The organism is Sphingobium cloacae, from assembly GCF_002355855.1.
In the GTDB taxonomy this organism is placed as follows: domain Bacteria; phylum Pseudomonadota; class Alphaproteobacteria; order Sphingomonadales; family Sphingomonadaceae; genus Sphingobium; species Sphingobium cloacae.
This window is the reverse complement of the sequence record NZ_AP017655.1, coordinates 3,104,616-3,125,942: the sequence shown is the minus strand read 5'-3', so window position 1 is coordinate 3,125,942 and position 21,327 is coordinate 3,104,616. Positions and strand designations below refer to the sequence as shown.

Sequence of the window (21,327 nt, the reverse complement as noted above, 5' to 3'; positions counted from 1 at the left end):
ATTCCCATGCAGCCACGCGAATTTATCGGATCGGCCATCGTGCCGGGCGGAGCGGAACTGACGCTCTACCGGCGCGGCGGGGACTTCATGATCGTGCTCGACCGCAACGAATTGATGAGCAGCCGCATGAGCGGGTCGGAGGAAGCGCTGGCCAACATGAGCTGCGAAAGGCTGCGCGGGCGCACCGCGCCGCATTTCCTGATCGGCGGTTATGGCATGGGCTTCACGCTGCGCGCGGCGCTGGCCGCGCTGGGCCAGGACGCGCGGATCACCGTTGCCGAACTGGTGCCGGAGATCATCCAATGGGCGCGGGGGCCGATGGCGGAACTGGCGGCGGGATGCCTGGACGATCCGCGCGTCGAACTGCTGGGGAAGGATGTGGCGGACGTGATCGCCGCCGCGAAGGGGCGATATGACGCCATCCTGCTCGATGTGGACAATGGGCCGGACGGGCTGGTGCGGCCGGAGAATGACCGGCTCTATTCGGCGTCGGGGCTGGCGGCGGCGATCGCGGCGCTAAAGCCCGGCGGCGTGCTGGCGGTCTGGTCCGCCGGGCCGGACGCCGCCTTCACCCGCCGCCTGTCGCAAAGCGGCCTTGCCGTGGATGAAGTCCGCGTCCGCGCCCGCAGCAACGGCAAGGGGCCGCAGCACGTCATCTGGTTCGGCGAGAAGCGGACGCGGTGACGGTCAGCCGCGCGAGCGCAGCAGCAGGTCGTCCGTCACCGTCATGGTGAAGATGGGGTCGGCGTCGGGCGGGACTTCGGCGACGGCATCGACGAAGGCGGCGCGGGTTTCCGGATCGTCATAGACCATTTTCCGGTCGAAGGCCGCGCGCCATGTCGCCTCGTCCGGCCATTCGGCATAGCCCACGAAACGCCCGTCCGCGTCGCGGTGCAGGCGCGAGCCGTAGCTGCCGTATTTTTCGCGGATGAGGTCGGTGCCTTTGCGCCATGCCGCGCGGAACTGCTCCTCCTTGCCGGGGTGGACGCGCCACCAGTAGACCGCGATGAACATGGCTTTCCTCTCCCTTGTTACACAGGGAGAATGGCCGGGGGCCGGAGAGGTTTCCGGCACCCGCACAATTCATCGAGGCGAGCATGCGGGTTGCCTGCGTTGGCGGGTTTGGGGCAGGAGCGGACATTCAATCTCCATTCGGGCTGAGATGTCTGGAACCCACCCAAAAAACACCAGCACCCCCGTTCGTCATCGGCATGATCATTCCGGGGAGAAAGCCGCGCCCATCCGTCAGAAGAACAGCTTGCGGAAGCTGATCGACACCGTGCGGCCCAGCGGGTCCAGATAGTCCCGCTGATAGCGCAGCGGCGTCGCGCCGGTCGCGTCCGTCACATGGCGGCGGGCGTTGAAGATATTGTCGATGCCGATCGACACCCGCGCCCCCCGCAGGAAGGGATGGTCGCGCGCCAGCCCCGGCATCTGCCCCAGATTGGCGAAGAGGCGCAGATTGGCGGTGGCGAGGCTGCCGAAGTTCAGGCGCGACGCGCCGCCCAGCGCGCCGTCGACATGCGTGCCGCTTTCCCAGTCGACGCTCAGCCTGCCGCCGATGCCGTTGTTGGAATAGCCCAGCCGCGCCTGCACTTCATGACGCGGCTGCCCGCCCGACGATCCGGTCGCGTCGCCGCTCAGCAGGTTGAGTTCCGGCACGCCCGGCGCGATCAGGATGCTCTCGGTCAGATGCCATGTATGATAGAGGCCGAAGCTCAGGCGCCCGCCCCCGCCTCCGCCGCCGCGCCGCCCGCCAAAGCCGCCCGGACCGCCGAAGCCGCCGCCCGGCCGTCCGCCGCCCGGCCCTGCATTGGCGTCGCCCGGTCCCTCCGGCCCGCCAGGACCCTCATCGCGGCGCGGCGGGCCGCCGCCTTCGCCATCACCGCCGCCTGCGCCGCCGGGCCGGCGGTTGCCGAACAGCGACCGCAGTTCGGCGGGCCTGTCCTCCGGCCTGGCGCCTGCCGCCCGCCATGCCTCGACCAGCTTCTGCACGCGCGACTTGATCGGGATCGACAGGTTGAAGCCCCAGCGCAGTTGTTCGCTTTGCGAGCGCAGGAAATTGATCGGCCGCGCGTCGATCTGCATCAGGTTGCCGTCCGCGTCGCGCAGGAAGCGATCCTGGAAAGCGGCCTCGATCGCGGGCGTGGGCGTGGGGAAGGCCGCGATGGGATTGCGGGTGCGGCTGTTGAGATAGGTCGCGGTCAGCGTCAGGTTGGGCTTGTCGAAGGGCTTGACCGTGGCGCTCAGGCGGAACTGGTCGCGCACGCTTTCCTTGAGCGCGGCATTGCCGCCCGACAATTGCGTCACGAACACCGTCTGCCCGGTCGCATAGTCGAAGACGGGCATGTTGGGCGTGGAGATCAGCGGGTCGGTGATCTGCGATCCGGTGGGCGCGGCGCGGTCCTGATTGGCGGACATCAGGATCTGGACGGCGCGCACCGGCTTCCAGCGCAGGCCGTAGCCCAGCGTCGAAAGCGTGCCGAAGTCCGACAGGCGCTGCGCGGCGGCGTTCATGTTGACGCCGATGTCGCCCAGCGCGCCCAGCACGCCCTTCGACCGGCTGGTGAGCGGCACGTCCAGGCTGACCTGCCCGCTCGCGATCTCGCGGTTATAGTCGGCATTGCGTTCGACGCCGGACCGGATCGACCAGCTTTCGAAGCCGTTCGCCGATCCGCCCAGGCGGACCGATGTCGTGACCTCCCCGGCGGGCAGGTCGAACAGGGGGCCGCTCAGCAGCAGGTCGCCCGAAATCGCCTGCGACTTCGCCCGCGCCCGGTCGGTGAGGCGGGTGGCGAGCAGATCGTCCGCGATGGGGCCATAGGGATGGAAGCCCGGATCGCCCGCATCCAGAAGCGCCTGCATCGCCCCGGCCGAAACGCCCCGGTCCGTGCGCGTGCGCGTGTCCGAAATGTCGCCGTTCCCGGTGAAGGACCATTGCCATCCCCCGCCCAGCCCGCCGTTCAGCGTGATGCCGACATGGCCGGTCGTGCCCCGGATATTCTGCCCCAGCGCCCCCGCCTGCGCGAGATAGCGATAAAGCCGCACGTCGTTCGCGAAGGGGGAGAAGGGATGGCCCGCGGGCAGATCCAGCGCCAGCGCCGACAGCCCCTGAAGCGAATCATTGTCGGACAGTTCCAGCCGCCCGTTGACGGTGGCGGACACGCCGCCCAGCGCGCGGGCCAGCGTGGCGTTGGCGGAGAAGCTTTCCGTCGCGGGACTGAGCGTGCGATAGCGGCCCAGGTCGCTGACGCCCGCCCGGTTCGCGCCCGCGACGAAATCGTCGAGGGACGGGATGGAGGCCCCCGCGCTTTCCGGCACGGCCGCGACGGTCACCGCCTCCCCGGCAAGGGCCGAAAGCGCCGGGTCGATTTCCCCGTCCTGCGTCATGGCGGCGACGTTGCCGCCCAGGGAATAGGGCCGGGAGGGCGCGGTCGGATCGATGTCCCGCTGACTTTCCAGCAGATGCGCCGCGCGGCTGTATTTGAGGTTCAGCGTGAAGCGGTTGTCGCCCCGGATGCGCATGACGCCCACTTCGCCCGATCCGCTCTCCCGCCCGCCATCGGTCGTCGTGCCGCCGCGCAGATCGGCGGATTCGGCGCGGAAGCGCGGGCGCAGCACGATGTTCATGACCTTCTGCGTCGGCGCATAGCCATAGGATGAAGCCACCTGTTCGGGCAGCACGTCCACCCGCGCCACCGCTTCGGCGGGCAGGTCCTGAATCTCCGAGAAACTGGAGATGCGCTTGCCGTTCAGCAGGATGATGGGCGTGCCGTTGGTTTCCGCCGACAGTTCCGACACCATTTCCGAAATCGACGCGACACCCAGCGCGCGGATGTCGGCGGCGCGGAATTGCTGTTCGGGCCGGACATCGCCCGGCACCGCCCCGCGTTCGGGCTGGCCGGTGACGACGATCTCGTCCCCTTCCTCCATCTCCACGGGCGGACGGCGCTCGACCTCCTGCGCCATCAGCGCGCCGGGCGCGGCGCCGGACAGCAGGACGAACAAGGCAAAGGACATGGAACGACGCACGGAAAACCCCCAGGACAGACCCTCGACAGGCCTCTCCCTAGCGGCCAGTTGTCGCAAATCTCTCGCAGGGGAAAGGGAGATTTGTCGCAAATTGTATTTTCGGCGCCGGACAGTCCCGGCCGGGCAAGGCCGCGCTCGCTACAGATACATCGCAATGATCGGGGAAGCGGGCTGATCCCGCGACCCGGCATCCCGGCCGGATCGCGGGCCGACGCCCCGGATCAGAAAGACCCGCGCAGCGTGATGCCGTAGGTGCGCGGTTCCGCCAGATAGGCGGAAATCAACTGGTTCGCCATCACGCCGCCCGATGCGAATTGCCCGGTCGTCGATGTCGCCGGGCTGCTCGACTGGAGCGGGCTGCTGAAGGCCACCTGCGTATATTTCGCGTTGAAGACATTCTGGCCCCAGAATTCGATCGCCCATTTCTGCTGCGGCCCGCGCAGGCCGATGCGGGCGTTCACGACCGAAAAGCCATCCTGCCGCTTTTCGGGGAACAGGTCCGACCCGGTGTTGAAGTCGCCTGTCATGCGCGCGTCGACATAGAAGAGCGCCGACATCCCGCCGGAGCCGATCGCCGGCGTCCAGGCCGCGCTGGCGGTCGTCACCAGCTTGGGCGCCTGCGAATTGATCGATCCGGGCAGCAGGAACAGCGCCGGGTCGAGCGGCACGCTGCCGTCGCTGCTGCCGACCAGCCGGTTGGCGAACTTCGCGCGGGCATAGGTCATGCCGCCCGAAAGACGCACATTGCGCACCGGCGATGCCGTCAGCTCCAGCTCGACGCCCTGGCTGACCAGGCCCGGCGACACGTCGCCCTTGTCGCAGGTGCGGGCGGCGGACAGGTCCCCGTCACAGCCATTGATGTTCTGGACGATGAAGCTGGTGCCGTTGAAGGTGTTCAACTGGAAATTCTTGAACTCCTGCCGGAAGGCGGCGATGTTCGCGCTCCATTTGGGCTGGCTGTATTTCAGGCCCACCTCGAACGCGTCCACCTTCTCCGCCGCGAAGCGCAGCGATGTCACGTCCGCGTTGCTGCGCGGCGAAAAGACCGCCGGAACCGGATTGAGCCCGGTCGATCCCAATTGGAAGCGGTCCAGATTATAGCCGCCCGCCTTGTAGCCGCGCGAATAGCTGCCATAGACCAGCAGTGCGTCGACCGGCTTCCACGACAGCACGGCCGTGCCGGAAAACTCGCCGTCGCTGATCCGGTCGCGCAGGTCCAGCGCGTTGAGGCCCGTGGACCCGTTGCCAAGGCAGCCCAGCGTCAGGATGCCGCCCGCCAGCGCCGCGGCGCTGCCCAGTTGCGGGTTGATCGCGATGTTGCGCAGCCCCGACGCCTGCAAGGCGGAGCAGATGGCGTTGTTGTTGTTGAAATCCGCCGAGAAACGCTTGCGTTCATGCGTGTAGCGCAGGCCCAGCGTCAGGTCGAGCTGCGGCGTGATGTGCACGATATTATGGGTGAAGAGCGCCCAGTTCCGGCTCTTCTGATAATAGCGGGAAGCCACGTCCCCCGTTCCCTCGGGAATGGAAGCCAGCGCGCCCAGACCGTTGCCGAGGCCGGTGGAGATCGCGCCCGCCTGCGCCGCCGCCATGGCGGGGTCCATGCCCGCATTGATGAAGGCGCTGGTCAGGCCCGCGTTAAGCTGCGCCTGCGTGCCCCCGATCAGCGCGGAGGTGGCGAGCGGATTGGCGCCGCACGCCATCAGTTGCGCTTGCGTCAGGTTGCTGGTCGGCCCCGCGCCCGCCATCAGGCGGCAGGCGGCGAAGCGGCCATAGTCCGCGCCGAAGCGGATATTGTCTTGCAAGGTCAGCTTTTCATTGGCGTAATAGCCGCCGACCAGCCAGTCGAGCCGGTCGTTGAAGGCCGACCCCTGCAAGCGCAATTCCTGCGTGAAGGTCTTGAACTGGCGGAAGGTGCCCGGATCGCGATAGAGCAGGTCGGCGGCGCTATAATCGTAATCGCCATAATCCTTCGACTTGTAGTCGCGATAGGCGGTGATGCTGGTCAGCTTCGCGCCGCCGAAATCATAGTTGATCTCGCCCGAAACGCCCCAGTCCTTGAGCTTGCTGACATAGTTGCGGTTCTGGTTGATCGTCAGCTTGCGGTCATAGGGATCGTCGTGGAACACCGCGCCCTGCCCCTGCATGATGGCGGCGATGCGGTTGAAATCGTTGGTCCCATATCCGCCGCCGGGCAGCGGCACCCGCTCGCGCGTTTCGATAGTGGCCGCGCCGCAGCAGCTTTCGTCGCGGTTCGTATAATCGCCGATCAGCCGGATGGAGAGCGCGTCGTTCGGTTCGATCAATGCCTGCCCGCGCAGGAACCAGCGGTCGCGGTCATTGGTGTCGCCCACCTTGTTCCCGGCCGCGTCGACCAGCTTGTAGAAGCCGTCCCGCTTCGACCATACGCCGTCCAGCGCCAGCGCGATGCTGTCGCTCACCGGCCCGGTGATGCGGCCCGCCAGACGCCAATAGTCGTAATTGCCATAGGTCACCTCGGCCTTGCCGCCCAGCGTGAACTCCGGCGCCTTGCTGATGATGTTGATGAGGCCCGCCGACGCGTTGCGGCCGAACAGCGTGCCCTGCGGCCCGCGCAGCACTTCCACGCGCTCGATCTCGCCCAGGTCGGTGAGGCCCGCGCCGGTGCGCGAGCGGTACACGCCGTCGATGAACACCGCGACCGAGCTTTCCAGGCCCGGATTGTCGCCCACCGTGCCGATGCCGCGGATGCGGGCCGACGCATTGGCTTCCGATCCGGTCGAGGAAATCAGCATCGAGGGCGCAAGCTGGTTGAGCGCGCGGATGTCCGTCGCGCCGCTGTTCTGCATCGCCTGCGCGGTGACGGCCGATACGGCGATCGGCACGTCCGACAACGGGCTGGCGCGCCGGGTCGCGGTGACGATGATATTGGCGCCATCCTCCTCGACGGCGGCTTGCGGCGCTGCCTGCTCCTGCGCATGGGCAAGGGGGATCGCGGCCACCAGCGCGACCACGCCGGCGGTTGAAAGCCAAAGGCCATAATGTTTCATGATGGTCGGTCCTCTCCTGTTCCGCGTGGTTTTGCCCATGTCGGAATGGCCGCGATTATGCTGCCACAGTCTGTCGAAAGCAATAGACCCCTGCTTTTCCGGGGCTTTTCGACGCGTCCGCATGATAATTCGCATGACATGTTGCCTAGCGGCCACATGTTAAATTCCCGTTTCCGTAGCGTCCGCTTACGTAAGCGGAAAGCGGAGCAGCCGGTCGGACAGCGGCACCATGGCGGTCGCGCCCGGCCCCACCGCGCGCCGGATTTCGCCATGACGGGCGTCCAGCCCGCCGGTCAGGCTGCCCAGCGCCGGGAGAATCAGCTTGCTTGCCGATCCCACGAAGCAACGGCGCGACACATGGCGGCCGCGCAGCGACAGGCGCAGCTTGGGGTGGAAATGCCCCGAAATCTCCGGCCGGTCATCCTCCGCCACCGCCTCGTGGCGCAGCAGGATGCCGCCCGCCTCCGCCTCCGCCAGCCTGCGCCCGCCCGGCATCGCCGCCACCCCCGCATCGTGATTGCCCGTGATCCACAGCCAGTCGAGCCGCGCCGTCAGCGCCGCCAGCCTCTCCCGCGCGCGCACATCCAGCCGCGCCGCGCCGTCGGCATCGTGGAAACTGTCCCCCAGCGACCAGACCGCCCTCGCGCCGGTCCGCTCCACCAATGTTTCGATCAGGTCCAGCGTGGCGTGGCTGTCATGGGGCGGCAGGAACTGGCCGAAGCGCGCATACCAGCTCGCCTTCTCGAAATGCAGGTCGGCGACCAGCAGCGCGCCATGGGCGGGCCAGAACAGCGCCGCCTCCGGCAATGCCAGAAAGTCGTGACCCGCGAACGAAAGGGGAACCATGGACCCGCCTATGCGCCCTGCCGCGCCCGCTTTCAAGAGGGCGATGAAAGCCCTATAGGCGCGCCATGGACGAAACCGCGCCCTACACCGTCGCCGCGCTCTACCGCTTCGCGCCTTTCCCCGATCCGCAAGGGTTCGCGGAGGAACTGCGCGCCCTTGTCGCGAAGCTCGGCACCTGCGGCACCCTGATCCTCGCCCGCGAAGGGATCAACGGCACCGTCGCGGGCAGCGCGCAGGCCATCGCCGCCCTTGTCGCGCACCTGCGCGCGCTGCCCGGCTGCGCCGACCTCGACGTCAAATATGCGACGGCGCGGGAAGCGCCCTTCGCCCGCATGAAGGTGAAGGTGAAGGCGGAGATCGTGACGCTGGGCGCGGGCGATCTCGACCCCGCGAACCGGGCGGGCGATCATCTCGACCCCGCCGCATGGAACGCCCTGATCGCCGACCCCGACACCATCGTCATCGACACGCGCAACGCCTATGAGGTCGCCTGCGGCACCTTCGATCGCGCCATCGACCCGCGCACCCGCTCCTTCCGCGACTTCCCCGCCTGGTTCGACGATTTCACGCAAAAGCTGCGCGAGGAAGGCCGCCAGCCCAGGATCGCGATGTTCTGCACCGGCGGCATACGCTGCGAAAAATCGACCGCGCTGGCGAAGGCGCGCGGTTTCGATCGGGTCTATCACCTGCGCGGCGGCATATTGCGCTATCTGGAGGAGATGCCCGAAAGCGAAAGCCGCTGGCAGGGCGACTGCTATGTCTTCGACGAACGCGTGGCGGTGGGCCATGGCCTGGAACCGGGCAGCCACATCGCCTGCCGCGCCTGCGGAGCGCCCTATCCCCGCGACGGGGACCATGCCTGCGAAGCGTCGGCGGAGCGGCCGGGCCTCTAGAGCGTGTGGGCCCAATCCCCACACATCCTAAAGCAGTCCCGCCACGATGGGCATGACCTGCGTGGCGCCGAAGATCAGCAGCGCCGCCAACAGCCAGTGATGCGGCCGGGGGAAGGCATGGGCCCATGCCGCCCCCTCCTCCCACGGCCACATCAGGAGGCGATGGCCCTGTCGCCGATCCGCGTCAGGGAAAAGCCCGCCGCCCTGGCGTCCGCCGCCGGATAGATGTTGCGCAGGTCGACCAGCACCGGCGCGTTCATCGACGCCGCCAGCCGCTTGAGGTCCAGCGCGCGGAACGCATCCCATTCCGTCACCAGCACCAGCGCATCGGCGCCCCGCGCCGCGCTGTAGGGATCGTTCGCCATGGCGATGCCGGGCATCAGCGCGGCGGCCGCCTCCATCCCCTCCGGATCATAGGCGACGACCTTCGCGCCCGCATCCTCCAGCGCCTGGACGATGGCGATGCTGGGCGCGTCGCGCATGTCGTCGGTATTGGGCTTGAAGGTCAGGCCCAGCAGCGCGACCGTCTTGCCCCGCGCTTCCCCGCCCATCGCCTTCACGATCTTGCGGCCCATGGCCCGCTTGCGCAGGTCGTTCACCTGCACGACCGTTTCGACGATGCGGATCGGCGCTTCATGATCCTGCCCGGTCTTGACCAGCGCCAGCGTGTCCTTGGGGAAGCAGGAGCCGCCATAGCCCGGCCCGGCATGAAGGAATTTGGACCCGATGCGATTGTCGAGGCCGATGCCCCGCGCCACGTCCTGCACCTGCGCGCCGACCGCTTCGCACAGGTCCGCCATCTCGTTGATGAAGGTGATCTTGGTCGCCAGAAAGGCGTTGGCGGCATATTTGATGAGTTCCGCCGTGCGCCGCCCGGTGAACAGCAGCGGCGCCTGGTTGAGGTAAAGCGGGCGGTAGATCTGCCGCATCACCTGGATCGCGCGCTCGTCGCCCGTCGTGCCCACGACGATGCGGTCGGGCCGCTTGAAATCGCCGATCGCCGCCCCTTCGCGCAGGAATTCGGGATTGGAGACCACCGCGATGTCGAGGTCGGGGCGGGCTTCCCGCGCGATCCGCTCCACGTCGTCGCCCGTCCCCACCGGCACGGTGGATTTGGTCACGATCACCGCCGGACCGTCCAGCGCCCCGGCGATCTCCCGCGCGGCGGCATGGACATAGCGCAGGTCCGCATGGCCGTCTCCCCGGCGCGAGGGCGTGCCCACGGCGATGAAGATCGCGTCCGCGCCCTGGACGCCCGCCGCCAGATCGGTGGTGAAGGTCAGGCGGCCCGCCGCCGCGTTGCTCGCGACCAGCTGGTCCAGCCCCGGCTCATAGATCGGCATCCGTCCCGCCTCTATGGCCGCGATCTTGCCCGCATCCTTGTCCACGCAGACCACGTCGTGACCGAAATCCGCGAAACAGGCTCCCGACACCAGCCCGACATATCCCGTGCCGATCATCGTGATCTTCATGGACGAACACCCTCCTCATGCGCCGCACGGGGAAGGGGCCTCCCTTCCCTCATGCTCCGATCCCGCGCTATCCCATCGCGCGCGCCGCTTCCAGCGGCAAATTGCCGCGTCGCCCGCGCCCTTCTCCCGGCCTGTCACGATGACGTAACAAGGACGTGATTGAGCGCTTGCCTTGGCGGCGAAGGACGATCTACTCTTCTCCTTCCCACAGCAAAGGAACCGGCATTGGCGACGATCGCGGTCTACAGCCTCAAGGGCGGGGTAGGAAAAACCACCTTCGCGATCAATCTGGCCTGGGCGTCCGCCTGCATTTCCAAACGCCGCACCCTGCTGTGGGATCTCGATCCGCAGGCCGCGTCGAGCTGGGTGCTCTCCACCGATACGCAGAACCGCGACGCCGCGCAGGCGATCTTCAGCAAGGACGTTCAGGTCCGCAAGCTGATCCAGCCTTCCACGGTGCCGGGGCTGGACCTGATCGCGGCCGACACCTCGCTGCGCGGGCTGGATCACCTGTTCCGGGAAATGGACAAGAAGAAGCGGCTGGCGAAGCTGATCGAGAGCCTGGCGAAGGATTATGACCGCATCGTCCTGGATTGCCCGCCGGGCCTGACCGAAACCAGCGAGCAGGTGCTGCGCGCCGCCGACCTGATCGTCATCCCGGTCATTCCTTCTCCCCTGTCGCAGCGGGCCATGGGCGAAGTCGCGCGCTACCTCGTCCAGCGGGGCGGGTCGCATGCGCCGATCCTGCCGGTCTATTCCATGGTCGACCGCCGCCGCAGCCTGCACCGCAAGGCGCTGGAGGAACAGGCGGACTGGCCGGCCATCCCCATGGCCAGCATGATCGAGCAGATGGCGGTGCGGCGCAAGCCGCTGGGGGCGTTCGCGCCCTCCTCGCCGGCCGCGAAGGAATTTGCGGCGCTCTGGACCATGGTCGAGCGGCAACTCCAAACGCCCTAGACGCTATCCCGTTCAGGGGATTCGCGCGGCCGCCCCATCGCGGCAGACCGGGATTGGGAATGCGCGCGCCCCGAACGGAAAGGGCCGCCCCCTGCGGAGCGGCCCTGCCTTCCTCAAACCCTATCAGGCTTTCCGTTTTAGCAATCGCGGTCGATGGCGCGGCCCGCGAGAGCGCCGACGCCCGCGCCGATGATGGCGCCCGTGGTGCCGTCGCCCCGGCCGTAGCGGCCGCTGCCCTTGCCCACTTCGTTGCCGAGCAGGCCGCCCGCGATCGCGCCGATGATCGTACCGCCGGTGCCCTTGTCACGGCAGCGATAACCGCCCCGGTAACCGCGATAATAATCGTTGCGATAATAGCGGTCGCCCCGGTAGCCGCGGTAATCCCCGCGATAGCCGCGGTAGCCGCGATCGCCGCGGTAATAATCGCCGCGATCATATTGGTGGCCCCAACCGTGGCGCGCCATGGCGGGGGTCGCGGTCACCGCGAAAGAGGCGACGCCCATGGCCAGCGCAGCTCCCATATTCACAAGAAACTTCATCTTCATGGCGTTGCTCCTCCAAAAGCCATTTTCAAGGCCGTTTCCGAAGGACGGATTCGCCTTGATTGATCTCCTTCTAACCGAGTCGCATTGAGCCGAGCCTGAATGGGCGTGACAGGCGCCGTTCATCCAGGAACGATCCGTCACGCGGATGCTGCAAGCCGCCCGATATTGTCCTATGGCAGGCACGATGCGTCGAATCCTGATCGTCCTGGCCCTGGCCGTCCTGCTGCTGCCGGCGGCCCACAAGAACAAGCCCAGGCTGATGCAGCCGGGCGTCCTGCCGGTGGCGGCGCGGGCGTTGCCGCTCAGCGCCGGCGATCCCGCCCTGCGGCGCGTGGGCAGGCTGGAATATGTCGCGGGATGGGAACTGACGAGCCGGAACCCCAATTTCGGCGGCATATCCTCCCTGCTGGTGGAGCCGTCCGGCCAGGTGCTGGCGCTCAGCGACTCCGGGGTGCTGATGGGCTTCCATGTCGGCGGCGGCGAGCCGCGCCGCCGGTCCTTCATCGCGCCCCTGCCGGTCCGCCCGCAGGACAAGGGCAGGCCGTGGTGGGCATGGGATTCGGAATCCATGACCCACGATCCCGCGACGGACCGCTACTGGGTCGGCTTCGAATTACAGCAGATGATCTGCCGCTACTCGCCGGGCTTCGCGCGGGTGGAGGCGTGCCGGGTCTGGCCGGAAATCGAGGCGTGGCCGGAAACCGGCTCCATCGAATCCCTCGCCCGGCTGCCCGACGGGCGCTTCATCGCCATCGCGGAAATGGGGATGACGAAGGACGGCCATCACGACGCCCTGCTCTTTTCCGGCGATCCCGCCGACCCGGACACGCCCTCGCCCATCCACCTGCGCTACGCGCCGCCGCAGGGCTATCGTCCCACCGACGCGGTGGCGCTGGACGAACGCCACCTGCTGGTGCTGAACCGGCGGCTGACCTTGCAGGAACTGTTCACCGGCGTCGTCGCGATCGTCGAACTGCCCGAAAAGCTGGAGCCGGACGCGCGGCTGCGCGCCGAACCGCTGGCGCGGCTCGCGCCGCCGCTGCTGGCCGACAATTTCGAGGGGCTGGCCGTCACGAAGGAAGGCGGGGAAACGATGATCTGGGTCGTGTCCGACGACAATCACGAATTTTTCCAGCGCACCCTGCTGCTCAAATTCAAGCTGCGCTGAACCGTCACTCCCATCCGCCGCCCAGCGCGAGGAAGACCGCGATCTGGTCCAGCAGCAGTTGCGAGCGCGCCGCCGCCGCGGCGGCCTCCGCGGCGGCAAGGCTGCGCTGCGCATCCAGCAGCGACAGGAAATCCCCGCGCCCGAAGCGGAACAACCGCTGCGCCTGCCCCGCCGACACCGCCGCGCTGTCCCGCGCCGCGTCCAGCGCCGCCGCGCGCTCGGCGTCCCGGCGCCATGTCTCCAGCGCCGTCTCCACCTGCCGCAGCGCCTCCAGCACGGTGCCGTCGAAACGGGCGAGGTCGGCCTTCACCTGCGCGTCGGCCTGGTCGATCCGCGCGCGCACCACCGGCCGGTTGGGGAAGCTCCACGACAAGAGCGGCCCCAGGCTCATGCCCAGCGACGTGCCGCCCCCGAAATCCTTGAGCGGCCCCGCCAGCCCCAGCGACCCGCCGATCGAGACATGCGGATAGAGGTCCGCCGTCGCCACGCCCAGCCGGGCGGTATCCCCGGCGATGGCGCGTTCCGCTTGCCGGATGTCGGGCCGCCGCCGGATCAGCGCCGCCCCATCGCCCGCCGGCAGGGGCTGCTTCAGCACCGGCAGCGCCGCGCACCCTTCCACTTCCACGGGATAGTCGGCGGGCGGCCGCCCCAGCAGCGCCGCCAGCAGATAGAGCGCATTGCGCCGCTGCGCCTCGAACCCCGGAAGCGCCGCCGCGCTGCTTTCCGCCGCCGCCTGCGCCCGGCTGACGTCGAAGGCCGTCCCCCGCCCGCCCCGGAACAGCCGCCGCGTCGCATCCGCCGTATCGCGCTGCAAGGCGACCACGCGCCGGTTGACCGCCAGCGAATAACGGGCCGCGCAGACCTGCGCATAGGCCCGCGTCACCGCCGCCGCCACGCTCACCCGCACCGCATCGCGCGCGGCGGCGGCGGCTTCCACGTCGGCGGCGCTGGCCTCGATGGCGCGGCGCACCTTGCCGCTGAGGTCCAGCGTATAGGAAGCGCTCAGCCCCAGGTCATAGCCCACCACGCCCGGCAGGCTCCCGCCCGTGCCCGAAGGCCGCGACAGGCTCGCCCCGCCTTCCGCCGTGGTGCCGATCGCGCGCCCGGCCTCCGCCTCGCGCAGTACCGCCTGCGCGCGCGTCAGATTGGCGTCGGCCGCGCGCAGGTCGGCATTGGCGGCCAGGGCTTCCCCCACCAGCGCATCCAGTTTCGGGTCGTCATAAAGCCGCCACCAATGGTCCGGCAGCGGCGCGTCGCTCGCCATGCCGCCCTGCGCCCCATGAAAAGCCCCTTGCGCGCCCGGCGCCGTCGCGGCCGATGTCTCCGGCGCATGATAATCCGGCCCCGCCGTCGCGCAGGCCGCCAGCCCCAGCGCGGCGAGCGGCGCGAAAATCCCCTTATGCATGGCGGCACGACCCCGACTTGGCGTCCTTCGCCCTGGGCTCCACCGTCACCGTCGCGGTCCGCCCGGTGATGAGGCTGATGTCGGCGGGCACCCTGGTCAGCTTCACCCGCACCGGGATCCGCTGGGCCAGCCGCACCCAGGAGAAGGTCGGCTGCACATTGGGCAGCAGATTGCCCGAATCCGATCGCGTCTGGTCGTTGATGCCGAAGGCGATGCTTTCGACCCGGCCGTGCAGGTCCTGCTCCTCTCCCATCATCCGCACCGTCACCGGCGCGCCCAGGCAGATGAGCGGCAGCTTCGTCTCCTCGAAATAGCCCTCGACGCGCAGGCTGTCGCGGTCCACCAGCGCCATCGCCTGCTTGCCCGCCGCCACATAGTCGCCCTGATGCAGGTCGAGGTTGGTGACCGTGCCGTTGACCGACGCCACCACCCGCGTCCGCCTGAGGTCCAGCGCCGCCCCGTCCCGCGCGGTGATCGCTTCGGCCAGCGCCGCCTGCGCAATCGCCAGGCGCGCCACATTCTGTTCATGCGCCTCGGCCGCGACCAGGTCGCCCAGCGCCAGGTCGCGCCGCGCCTCCCGCCGCGCCTGGCCCAGCGTCGCCTGCGCGCTTTCGACCCGCGCCTCCGCCTGCGTCAGCGCCAGTGCGTAACGCGGCCGGTCGATCACGAACAGCAGGTCCCCCTCCTTCACCTGCTGGTTGTCCCGCACCGCGACCGACGTCACCAGCCCGCCTATGTCGGGCGTCACCCGCACCACGTCGGCCCGCACCCGCCCGTCGCGCGTCCAGGGGCTGCGCTCATAATGGTTCCACATCCAGATCGCGATCAGGATGGCCGCGGCCACGATGACGATGGTGGCCAGGCTTCGCAGGAGGGGAGCGAGATAACGGTTCACAAGCGTATTCCAAACAGGGGGAAGAGGACGGAAAGCAGCCCCAGCAGCAGGATGAAGATGCTGAGGTCGACCAGCGCCCGATAGGCGATGAAGCGATAGAGACCGAAGCCGTGGATGAGGCGCGTCACGCCCCAGTTCAGGATCAGCGCGAACACCGCCAGCAACAGCAGCGTCGGCACATAGACGCCGCCCAGGGCGACTTCTCCGGTCATGCGGCGGCCCTCCGGTACCAGATGTCGTCCGCGAACAGGTTCCGCCGCAGCGCGACCAGCCCCAGCATGGCGTCGCGCCTGATCCGCGGATCGGGATGGGCGGACAGTTCGGTGATCGCGCCGTCGATGTCGTGCAGCAGGGCGGGCTGCGCCGGGGCGGGCGCGTCCGGGTCCAGCCCGCGATAATAGTCGCCCACGCCCTCCAGGACGCGGGTCAGCGGCGCGCGCTCGCCCGGCGGCAGGTCCATCCGCAATTCGCGCAGCTCGCCGATGCCGATGCCGGTGCGCAGGTCGCGCAGCGCGTCATAGATCGGCTTGCCCGCGTCCTGCTCCATCGCCGCCAGCCGGGGCGCGAGCAACGCCACCCGGTCCAGCATCCGGTTGATCCAGCGGCGCAAATTGGGCCGCTCCATCAGGTTGGCGCGTTGGGCGATGTCGCGCCACCCGGCCCGGATGGTGCGGCGGACCATGTTCCGCGATCCGGCGGGTTGCAGGATGCCCGCCATCACCGCCGCGAACCATATGCCGGTCAACTGGGCGAGGTTGCCGTTCAGGAAGGTCGGGAAATCGCCGATATAGCTCGACGCCAGCAGCGCCGGACTGCCCAGCCCCAGCAGCATGGGCATGGCATAGGCCGCCAGCGCGGGAGACGCCATCGCCGATCCGAGCAGGATGAGCGGCGGCGCGAAAGCCGCCATCAGCATCACGAAGCCGTCCAGCCGCGGCATGATCGCATAGCCATAGAGCGCGCCCAGCGACGAGGCTAGAATCGTCCCGGTCATCCATCCCTTGAGCGGCGCCTGCGGATTGTCCTGCGCCGCATAGACGGCCAGGAAGACGCCCGCCAGCATCGCCGCGCCCGCCCCGTCCCGCCATCCGCTGCCGATCCACAGCGCGCAGGCCGCCACCAGCGTGACGAAGGCGTTGAACGCGCCCCGGAACGCGCCCTCATAATCGCGGTGCACTTCCCGGAAGCGCCAGCCTTCCAGCAATTGGGCGACGCGCGCATTCACCGGCGCGCGGCCATAGCTCGTCATCTGGTCGTAAAGGTCGCGGCAGTCGCGATGCGCGGCTATCAGGTCGGCGAGCCGCGCATACAGGCTGAGGCGCAGCATGTCCGCCCAATCCATGTCCGGCCGGTTGGGCGGCTCCAGCGCCTTGCACCGGTCGATCAGCGCGGCGGCGCTGGCCCCCCTTTCGCCCATATCCGTCTCGGGATGCTCCACCCAATGCTGCACGTCCGCGATCAGGGCGGCGGCTTCGGGGCGAACGGCCCCGCCCCCCGCCGCCTTCAGCATCTTCACCCTGTCGTCCACCGCCGCGCCCAGCGGCAGCAACAGCGAAAGCTGGTCCTGCAAGGCCCGCACCGTCCGCACGCGCGGCACCCGGCGCGACAGGTCATAGGGCAGATGGGTGGAAAGCTGGTGCAGTTCCGTCACGTCCTGCGCCAGCCTGCGCCGTTCGGCCGCCAGCCCTTCCACCGGCTCGGCGGCGATGGCGTCGCGGGTCCAGCGTTCCGCGTCGCGCAGGATCGCCGCGACCCGGTTCAGCACCATGGTCGCGACCGATCCGGGCAGGATCGCGGCGTGGACCAGGCTGCCCGCCAGGATGCCGATGGTGATTTCCTGCACCCGCGACGACGCGAGGTCGAATATGCCGGCGGGCGCGTCGAAACTGGGGAAGGCGATCAGGCAGGCGCTATAACCCGCCAGGCTGAACATATAGGATCGCGGCGTGCCGTCCAGTTGCGCCACGAACACGCAGAAGCCCAGCCATCCCGCGACCGCCAGCGTCAGCAGTTCGGGCGCGTTCACCAGCGGGGGCACCATGATGATCGCGACCGCCGCGCCCACCAGCGTGCCCAGGATGCGATAGACTGCCTTGGATATGACCGCGCCCGCCATCGGCTGCGCCATGATGAAGGAGGTGATGAACGCCCAATAGGGACGCTCCAGCCCGATCGAGAAGGAGATATAGAGCGCCAGCGCGGCCGCCATGAAGCATTTGATGCCGAACAGCGCGGCGGGCCAGCCGAAGCGTTCGCTCATGGTTCCGCGCGCCGTTCCGCTATGCGCCGTCCCAGCGCTTCCATCAGGCGCACGCTGGCGTCGATGTCGGCGTCGGACATGCCTTCCAGCAAATCGTTGCGCAGATCGTCCAGCCGGTCCTGGATGGCGCTGACCAGTTCCCGCCCGGCCGGGGTCAGAGCCAGCCGGTTGGATCGCCGGTCGCCCGGATGGGGCAGCCGCTCCACCAGCCGGGCCGCTTCCAGTTGATGCAGCGTGCGCACCAGCGAGGGCTGCGAGATCTCCAGCGCCTCGGCCAGGTCGATCTGCCGCGCCTTGGGGCCCAGCCGCTGGAGGTGCAGCAGGCACCATCCGGCGGAATTGGACAGGCCGATCTCCGCCAGCGTCCGGTCCGCCAGTTGCCGCCACCCCCGCGCCACGGGGGCGAATGTGCGCGACAGCGCGTGTTGACGTTCCAGCGAAGGCATGGATGCTTAGATAGCTAACTAACTTTCTCTGTCAACCCTCATCCCTTCGCCATCTCGTTCATGGTTTTGCACCCGCCCGGCCGCCGCCGGGCCTTCCGCTCCGCCGGTCAGCCGGTCAGCCGCGCCGCGTGCCCGAAAAGCCCGCCGCCCCGAACGCGCCCAGCTGCATCGTCCCGGTGATGGCGTCGCCGCTCACTTCCGCCTCGCATTCCAGCGTCATCGGCATGGGCAGCGTCATCTCCATCTTCCACGTCAACTTGTTGCCGTCGACCGTGCCGTCCTTGACGTCGAGCGATCCCATCATCCCCGCGAAGGTGCCGTTGAAGCGGTCCCCGCTGCTGATGACGGTGAAGACGCCGCTCTGGTCGCCCATCGGCGTCTTCGCGACGCAATCATAAGCGCCGTCCACTGCTGCCATGTCCCTTGTCTCCTTATCCTGACCGTCAATCGGCCAATGTGCCCATCTCCACCGGCAGGCCCACCGCGTCAAGCTGCGGCCGCACCAGCTTCGCGTCGCCCACCACGACCCAGATCAGCCGGTCGGCGCTGATCGCCTCCCTCGCCGCCTTGTCCATCGCCGCCGCCGTCATCGCGCGATAGGTGCCGGGCAGCGTCTCATAATAATTGTCGGGCCGCCCCAGCAGGTCGTTGCGCATCATCGCGCCGAGCAGGTCCGAAGAGGTTTCGAAGCTGCCGGGGAGCGACAGGATCTGGCTGTTGATCGTCTGGTTGCGTTCCGCTTCGGTCGTGCCCTTGCCGGTCAGGAAGTCGTTGATGTCCTTTCGCGCGGCGATGATCGATTCGCCGGTCTTGTCGGTCTGCACGGGGGCATAGACCAGCAGCGGGATCGTCTCCTTGACGCCGGGAAGCGCCGTGCCCGCATAATAGGCCCAGCCCTTCGTCTCACGCAGGTCCATGATGAGGCGCGACGTGGTGCTGCCGCCCAGCACTTCATTGGCGGTGATGAGGTCGACCGGATTGTCGGTCCCCTGCTTGCCGGTGAGTTGGCCCGCGAGGATCATGGATTGCGGGCTTTGCGGCTTGTCGACGAGGATGATCCGCGCCGGGCGAGCCATGCGGTCCATGCGGAAGAGCTTCGTCCCCTTCTGCGCCGCCGGAGCCTTCCAGTCGCCGAAGCGCTTCTCCAGCAGCGGCATGATCTCCGCCAGCGTCGTGTCCCCGGTGACGAAGATCGTCGCATTGTCGGGCCGCAGCCATGTGTCATGGAAGGCGGTCAGATCCTGCCGCGCCACCGCCTTCACGCCGCTTTCCGTGCCGGAGCCGGTAAAGGGGATGCCATAGGGATGCGCCTGCCCGTAGAGCAGCGGCGGCAGCAGGCGCTGCGCGATGGGCATGGGTTCGGTCTTTTCCGCCGCGATGCGGGTCAGGAGCTGGCCGCGCAGACGCTCCACCTCCTTGGGATCGAAGGCGGGGTTGCGGATGATGTCGGACAGCAGGCCCAGGGACGCATCCAGATTGGGCTTGAGCGCATAGAGGCCGACCGTGGTCGTATCCATGCCGTTCTTCGCGCCGATGGATGCGCCCAGCCGCTCCTGCTCCTCCGCGATCTGGATGGAGGTGCGGGTCTTCGTGCCCTCGTCGAGCAGCGCCGTCGTCAGCGCCGCCGTGCCCAGCTTCGCCCTGTCGTCGGCGGCGTTGCCCGCATCGAAGGAAACGGACACGCGCACCACCGGCACCGTCGCCCGGCGGGCGAAGACGATGGGGATGCCGTTCTTCAGCTTGGCATGTTCGACCTTCGGGAAAACGAGGTCGGCGACAGGCTCTATGGGCGGCTGCGCGATCTTCGTCGGCGCGGGCGGCTGCGCGGCGACGGGCGCCGGGGACTTGGGATCGCGGAAGAAAGCGGGCTTGTGCGTGGCATTGCCTGCCAGCGCATTATCCTCCGCCGACCGCTCGCCCGGCGCGACCGTCAGGCGGAATACCGGGCGGCTGAGCCATTTGCGCGCCGCATCGCTCACCGATTGGGGAGTGGCGGCGGCATAGGCGGCAAGGTCCTGCTTATATTTGCCGGGATCGCCCGAATAAACCGCGCCTTCCGCCAGCGTCACCGCCTTCCCGGAAAAACCGCCGACTTTCTCCAGCCCGGAAATCGTGCCCGACACCTGCTGCGTCGCGGCGCGGAGCACTTCGTCGGCGGTCGGCCCCTTGGCGAGATAGTCCGCGAGAAGCTGGTCCAGCCGCTTGCCCACCGCCACCGGGTCCGCGCCCGGCTTCACGTCCACCGTGATCTCGGCGATGGAGAGCTTCTCGAAGGGCTGGATGCTGGCCTTAACCCCGACGGCGACCTTCTCCTCTTTCACGAGGATATTGTCGAGCCGCGACGATCCAAGGCCGCCGAACACCGACATCGCCAGATCGAGTTGCTGCAAGTCCGGCGAGTTCACCCCCGGCACGATCCAATTCCGATAAAGGCGCGTGGCGGCGACATTGTCGTGCATGACCTTCTCGACATCCTTGCCGAGCGTCGGCACCGTCGCGTCCACATCCTGCGGCGCGGGACCGGCGGGGATGTTGCCGAACCATTTTTCGGCCTTCGCCTTCGCCGTCGCCGCGTCGATGTCGCCTGCCAGCACCAGCACGGCATTGTTGGGGCCGTAATGCGTCTTGAACCAGTTCTGCACATCGCCAAGGCTGGCCGCGTTCAGGTCCGCCATCGAACCGATGGTGGAGTGACGATAGGGATGCCCTTCCGGCAACATCGCGGCCAACTGGGCATATTCGACGAGGCCATAGGGTTCGTTTTCGCCCATGCGCTTTTCATTCTGGACGACGCCGCGCTGGGTATCGAGCTTCCCCTGCGTCACCGCGCCCAGCAGATGCCCCATACGGTCGGATTCGAGGAACAGCGCCCGGTCGAGCGCGCCGGTCGGCACCGTTTCGAAATAATTGGTGCGGTCGAACCAGGTCGTGCCGTTCCAGTCGGTCGCGCCGATATCCTCCAGCCGCCCAAAGAAGGGACCGTCGGCATTTTCAGAGCCATAGAACATCAGATGTTCGAACAGATGAGCGAAACCTGTCTTGCCCGCCGGTTCGAAACGCGATCCCACATGATACCAGACCGACACCGCCACCACCGGCGCCTTGCGGTCGGTATGGACGATGACGCGCAGACCGTTCTTCAGCGTGAATTGCTCATAGGGAATGTCGACCTTCGCGACGAGGCTGGGGAGCGGCGCGGGGGCCTGCGCGGCGGTCGAAGGCGCGGCCATGGCGGCCACCGGCAGCGTGAGGGCGAGCGGAGACAGGCCAAGCAACCAAGCTGCACGACGCGAAAGGGGAAGAAGGGTCATGAGCGCCTCATGAAAGTTCGTGATCGCCGCACCATAGCGGGGCGTTATAGGGACGCAATACGCTTTGCGCT

The 21,327-nt window shown here is 68.1% G+C and carries 18 protein-coding genes; 4 read left to right on the top strand and 14 right to left on the bottom strand.

Annotated features, from left to right (window positions below):
* The first annotated feature begins 6 nt into the window (after positions 1-6).
* Positions 7-684, top strand: a complete 678-nt coding sequence (locus SCLO_RS15250; RefSeq protein WP_066520305.1) for a spermine/spermidine synthase domain-containing protein — start codon at positions 7-9, stop codon at positions 682-684.
* Positions 685-687: 3 nt separating this feature from the next.
* On the opposite strand, the gene SCLO_RS15245 is transcribed toward SCLO_RS15250, so the two are convergent.
* From SCLO_RS15245 to pdeM, 4 genes are all read right to left on the bottom strand, one after another.
* Positions 688-1,014 (bottom strand): antibiotic biosynthesis monooxygenase family protein, encoded by a 327-nt coding sequence (locus SCLO_RS15245; protein WP_066520302.1) that lies wholly within the window; start codon positions 1,012-1,014, stop codon positions 688-690.
* A 231-nt stretch (positions 1,015-1,245) separates the two neighbouring features.
* Positions 1,246-4,020 carry a TonB-dependent receptor gene (locus SCLO_RS23595; RefSeq protein ID WP_231923253.1) on the bottom strand — a complete coding sequence of 925 codons (2,775 nt, stop codon included), beginning with the start codon at positions 4,018-4,020 and terminating at the stop codon, positions 1,246-1,248.
* Between the two features lie 233 nt (positions 4,021-4,253).
* Complete coding sequence (locus SCLO_RS15235) at positions 4,254-7,058, bottom strand: TonB-dependent receptor (protein ID WP_066520298.1); 2,805 nt, start codon at positions 7,056-7,058, stop codon at positions 4,254-4,256.
* Positions 7,059-7,244: 186 nt separating this feature from the next.
* Positions 7,245-7,904: a ligase-associated DNA damage response endonuclease PdeM gene (pdeM, locus tag SCLO_RS15230; RefSeq protein WP_066520296.1), complete on the bottom strand. Its 660-nt coding sequence runs from the start codon at positions 7,902-7,904 to the stop codon at positions 7,245-7,247.
* A gap of 65 nt (positions 7,905-7,969) precedes the next feature.
* Here pdeM and trhO point away from each other — a divergent pair, with 65 nt between their 5' ends.
* Positions 7,970-8,797 carry an oxygen-dependent tRNA uridine(34) hydroxylase TrhO gene (gene trhO / locus SCLO_RS15225; protein WP_066520293.1) on the top strand — a complete coding sequence of 276 codons (828 nt, stop codon included), beginning with the start codon at positions 7,970-7,972 and terminating at the stop codon, positions 8,795-8,797.
* A 27-nt stretch (positions 8,798-8,824) separates the two neighbouring features.
* Here the strand turns inward: trhO and SCLO_RS24215 are convergent, their stop codons facing one another.
* Together SCLO_RS24215 and SCLO_RS15220 are read right to left on the bottom strand one after the other, a co-directional pair.
* Entirely contained in the window at positions 8,825-8,950 is a 126-nt protein-coding gene (locus tag SCLO_RS24215) for a hypothetical protein (protein ID WP_255210264.1), read from the bottom strand.
* Positions 8,950-10,269, bottom strand: coding sequence for a UDP-glucose dehydrogenase family protein (locus SCLO_RS15220; protein WP_066520291.1), 1,320 nt, complete (start codon positions 10,267-10,269; stop codon positions 8,950-8,952). The genes SCLO_RS24215 and SCLO_RS15220 overlap by 1 nt, the downstream gene beginning before the upstream one ends.
* 225 nt (positions 10,270-10,494) lie before the next feature.
* On the opposite strand from SCLO_RS15220, the gene SCLO_RS15215 reads away from it, so the two are divergent.
* Positions 10,495-11,226 (top strand): ParA family protein, encoded by a 732-nt coding sequence (locus SCLO_RS15215; RefSeq protein ID WP_066520289.1) that lies wholly within the window; start codon positions 10,495-10,497, stop codon positions 11,224-11,226.
* 137 nt (positions 11,227-11,363) lie between these two features.
* Here the strand turns inward: SCLO_RS15215 and SCLO_RS15210 are convergent, their stop codons facing one another.
* Complete coding sequence (locus SCLO_RS15210; RefSeq protein ID WP_066520287.1) at positions 11,364-11,771, bottom strand: glycine zipper 2TM domain-containing protein; 408 nt, start codon at positions 11,769-11,771, stop codon at positions 11,364-11,366.
* Positions 11,772-11,955: 184 nt separating this feature from the next.
* Between SCLO_RS15210 and SCLO_RS15205 the strand changes: the two genes are divergently transcribed.
* Positions 11,956-12,939, top strand: coding sequence for an esterase-like activity of phytase family protein (locus tag SCLO_RS15205; protein WP_066520282.1), 984 nt, complete (start codon positions 11,956-11,958; stop codon positions 12,937-12,939).
* 4 nt (positions 12,940-12,943) lie between these two features.
* On the opposite strand, the gene SCLO_RS15200 is transcribed toward SCLO_RS15205, so the two are convergent.
* The 7 genes from SCLO_RS15200 to SCLO_RS15170 all read right to left on the bottom strand — a co-directional run bounded on the left by SCLO_RS15200 (position 12,944) and on the right by SCLO_RS15170 (position 21,256).
* The gene (locus tag SCLO_RS15200; protein WP_066520277.1) at positions 12,944-14,344 is read right to left on the bottom strand and encodes an efflux transporter outer membrane subunit; all 1,401 of its coding nucleotides are present in this window, start codon (positions 14,342-14,344) and stop codon (positions 12,944-12,946) included.
* Positions 14,337-15,239: an efflux RND transporter periplasmic adaptor subunit gene (locus SCLO_RS15195; protein ID WP_066520274.1), complete on the bottom strand. Its 903-nt coding sequence runs from the start codon at positions 15,237-15,239 to the stop codon at positions 14,337-14,339. The genes SCLO_RS15200 and SCLO_RS15195 overlap by 8 nt, the downstream gene beginning before the upstream one ends.
* Positions 15,236-15,451, bottom strand: a complete 216-nt coding sequence (locus SCLO_RS15190) for a DUF1656 domain-containing protein (RefSeq protein ID WP_066520273.1) — start codon at positions 15,449-15,451, stop codon at positions 15,236-15,238. Before SCLO_RS15190 ends, SCLO_RS15195 begins: the two co-directional genes overlap by 4 nt.
* Positions 15,448-17,499 (bottom strand): FUSC family protein, encoded by a 2,052-nt coding sequence (locus SCLO_RS15185; protein WP_066520271.1) that lies wholly within the window; start codon positions 17,497-17,499, stop codon positions 15,448-15,450. The genes SCLO_RS15190 and SCLO_RS15185 overlap by 4 nt, the downstream gene beginning before the upstream one ends.
* Positions 17,496-17,945, bottom strand: a complete 450-nt coding sequence (locus tag SCLO_RS15180; protein ID WP_066520269.1) for a MarR family transcriptional regulator — start codon at positions 17,943-17,945, stop codon at positions 17,496-17,498. Before SCLO_RS15180 ends, SCLO_RS15185 begins: the two co-directional genes overlap by 4 nt.
* A gap of 115 nt (positions 17,946-18,060) precedes the next feature.
* Positions 18,061-18,363 carry a hypothetical protein gene (locus SCLO_RS15175; RefSeq protein WP_066520266.1) on the bottom strand — a complete coding sequence of 101 codons (303 nt, stop codon included), beginning with the start codon at positions 18,361-18,363 and terminating at the stop codon, positions 18,061-18,063.
* Positions 18,364-18,388: 25 nt separating this feature from the next.
* The gene (locus SCLO_RS15170; protein ID WP_066520264.1) at positions 18,389-21,256 is read right to left on the bottom strand and encodes a M16 family metallopeptidase; all 2,868 of its coding nucleotides are present in this window, start codon (positions 21,254-21,256) and stop codon (positions 18,389-18,391) included.
* Positions 21,257-21,327: the final 71 nt, after the last annotated feature.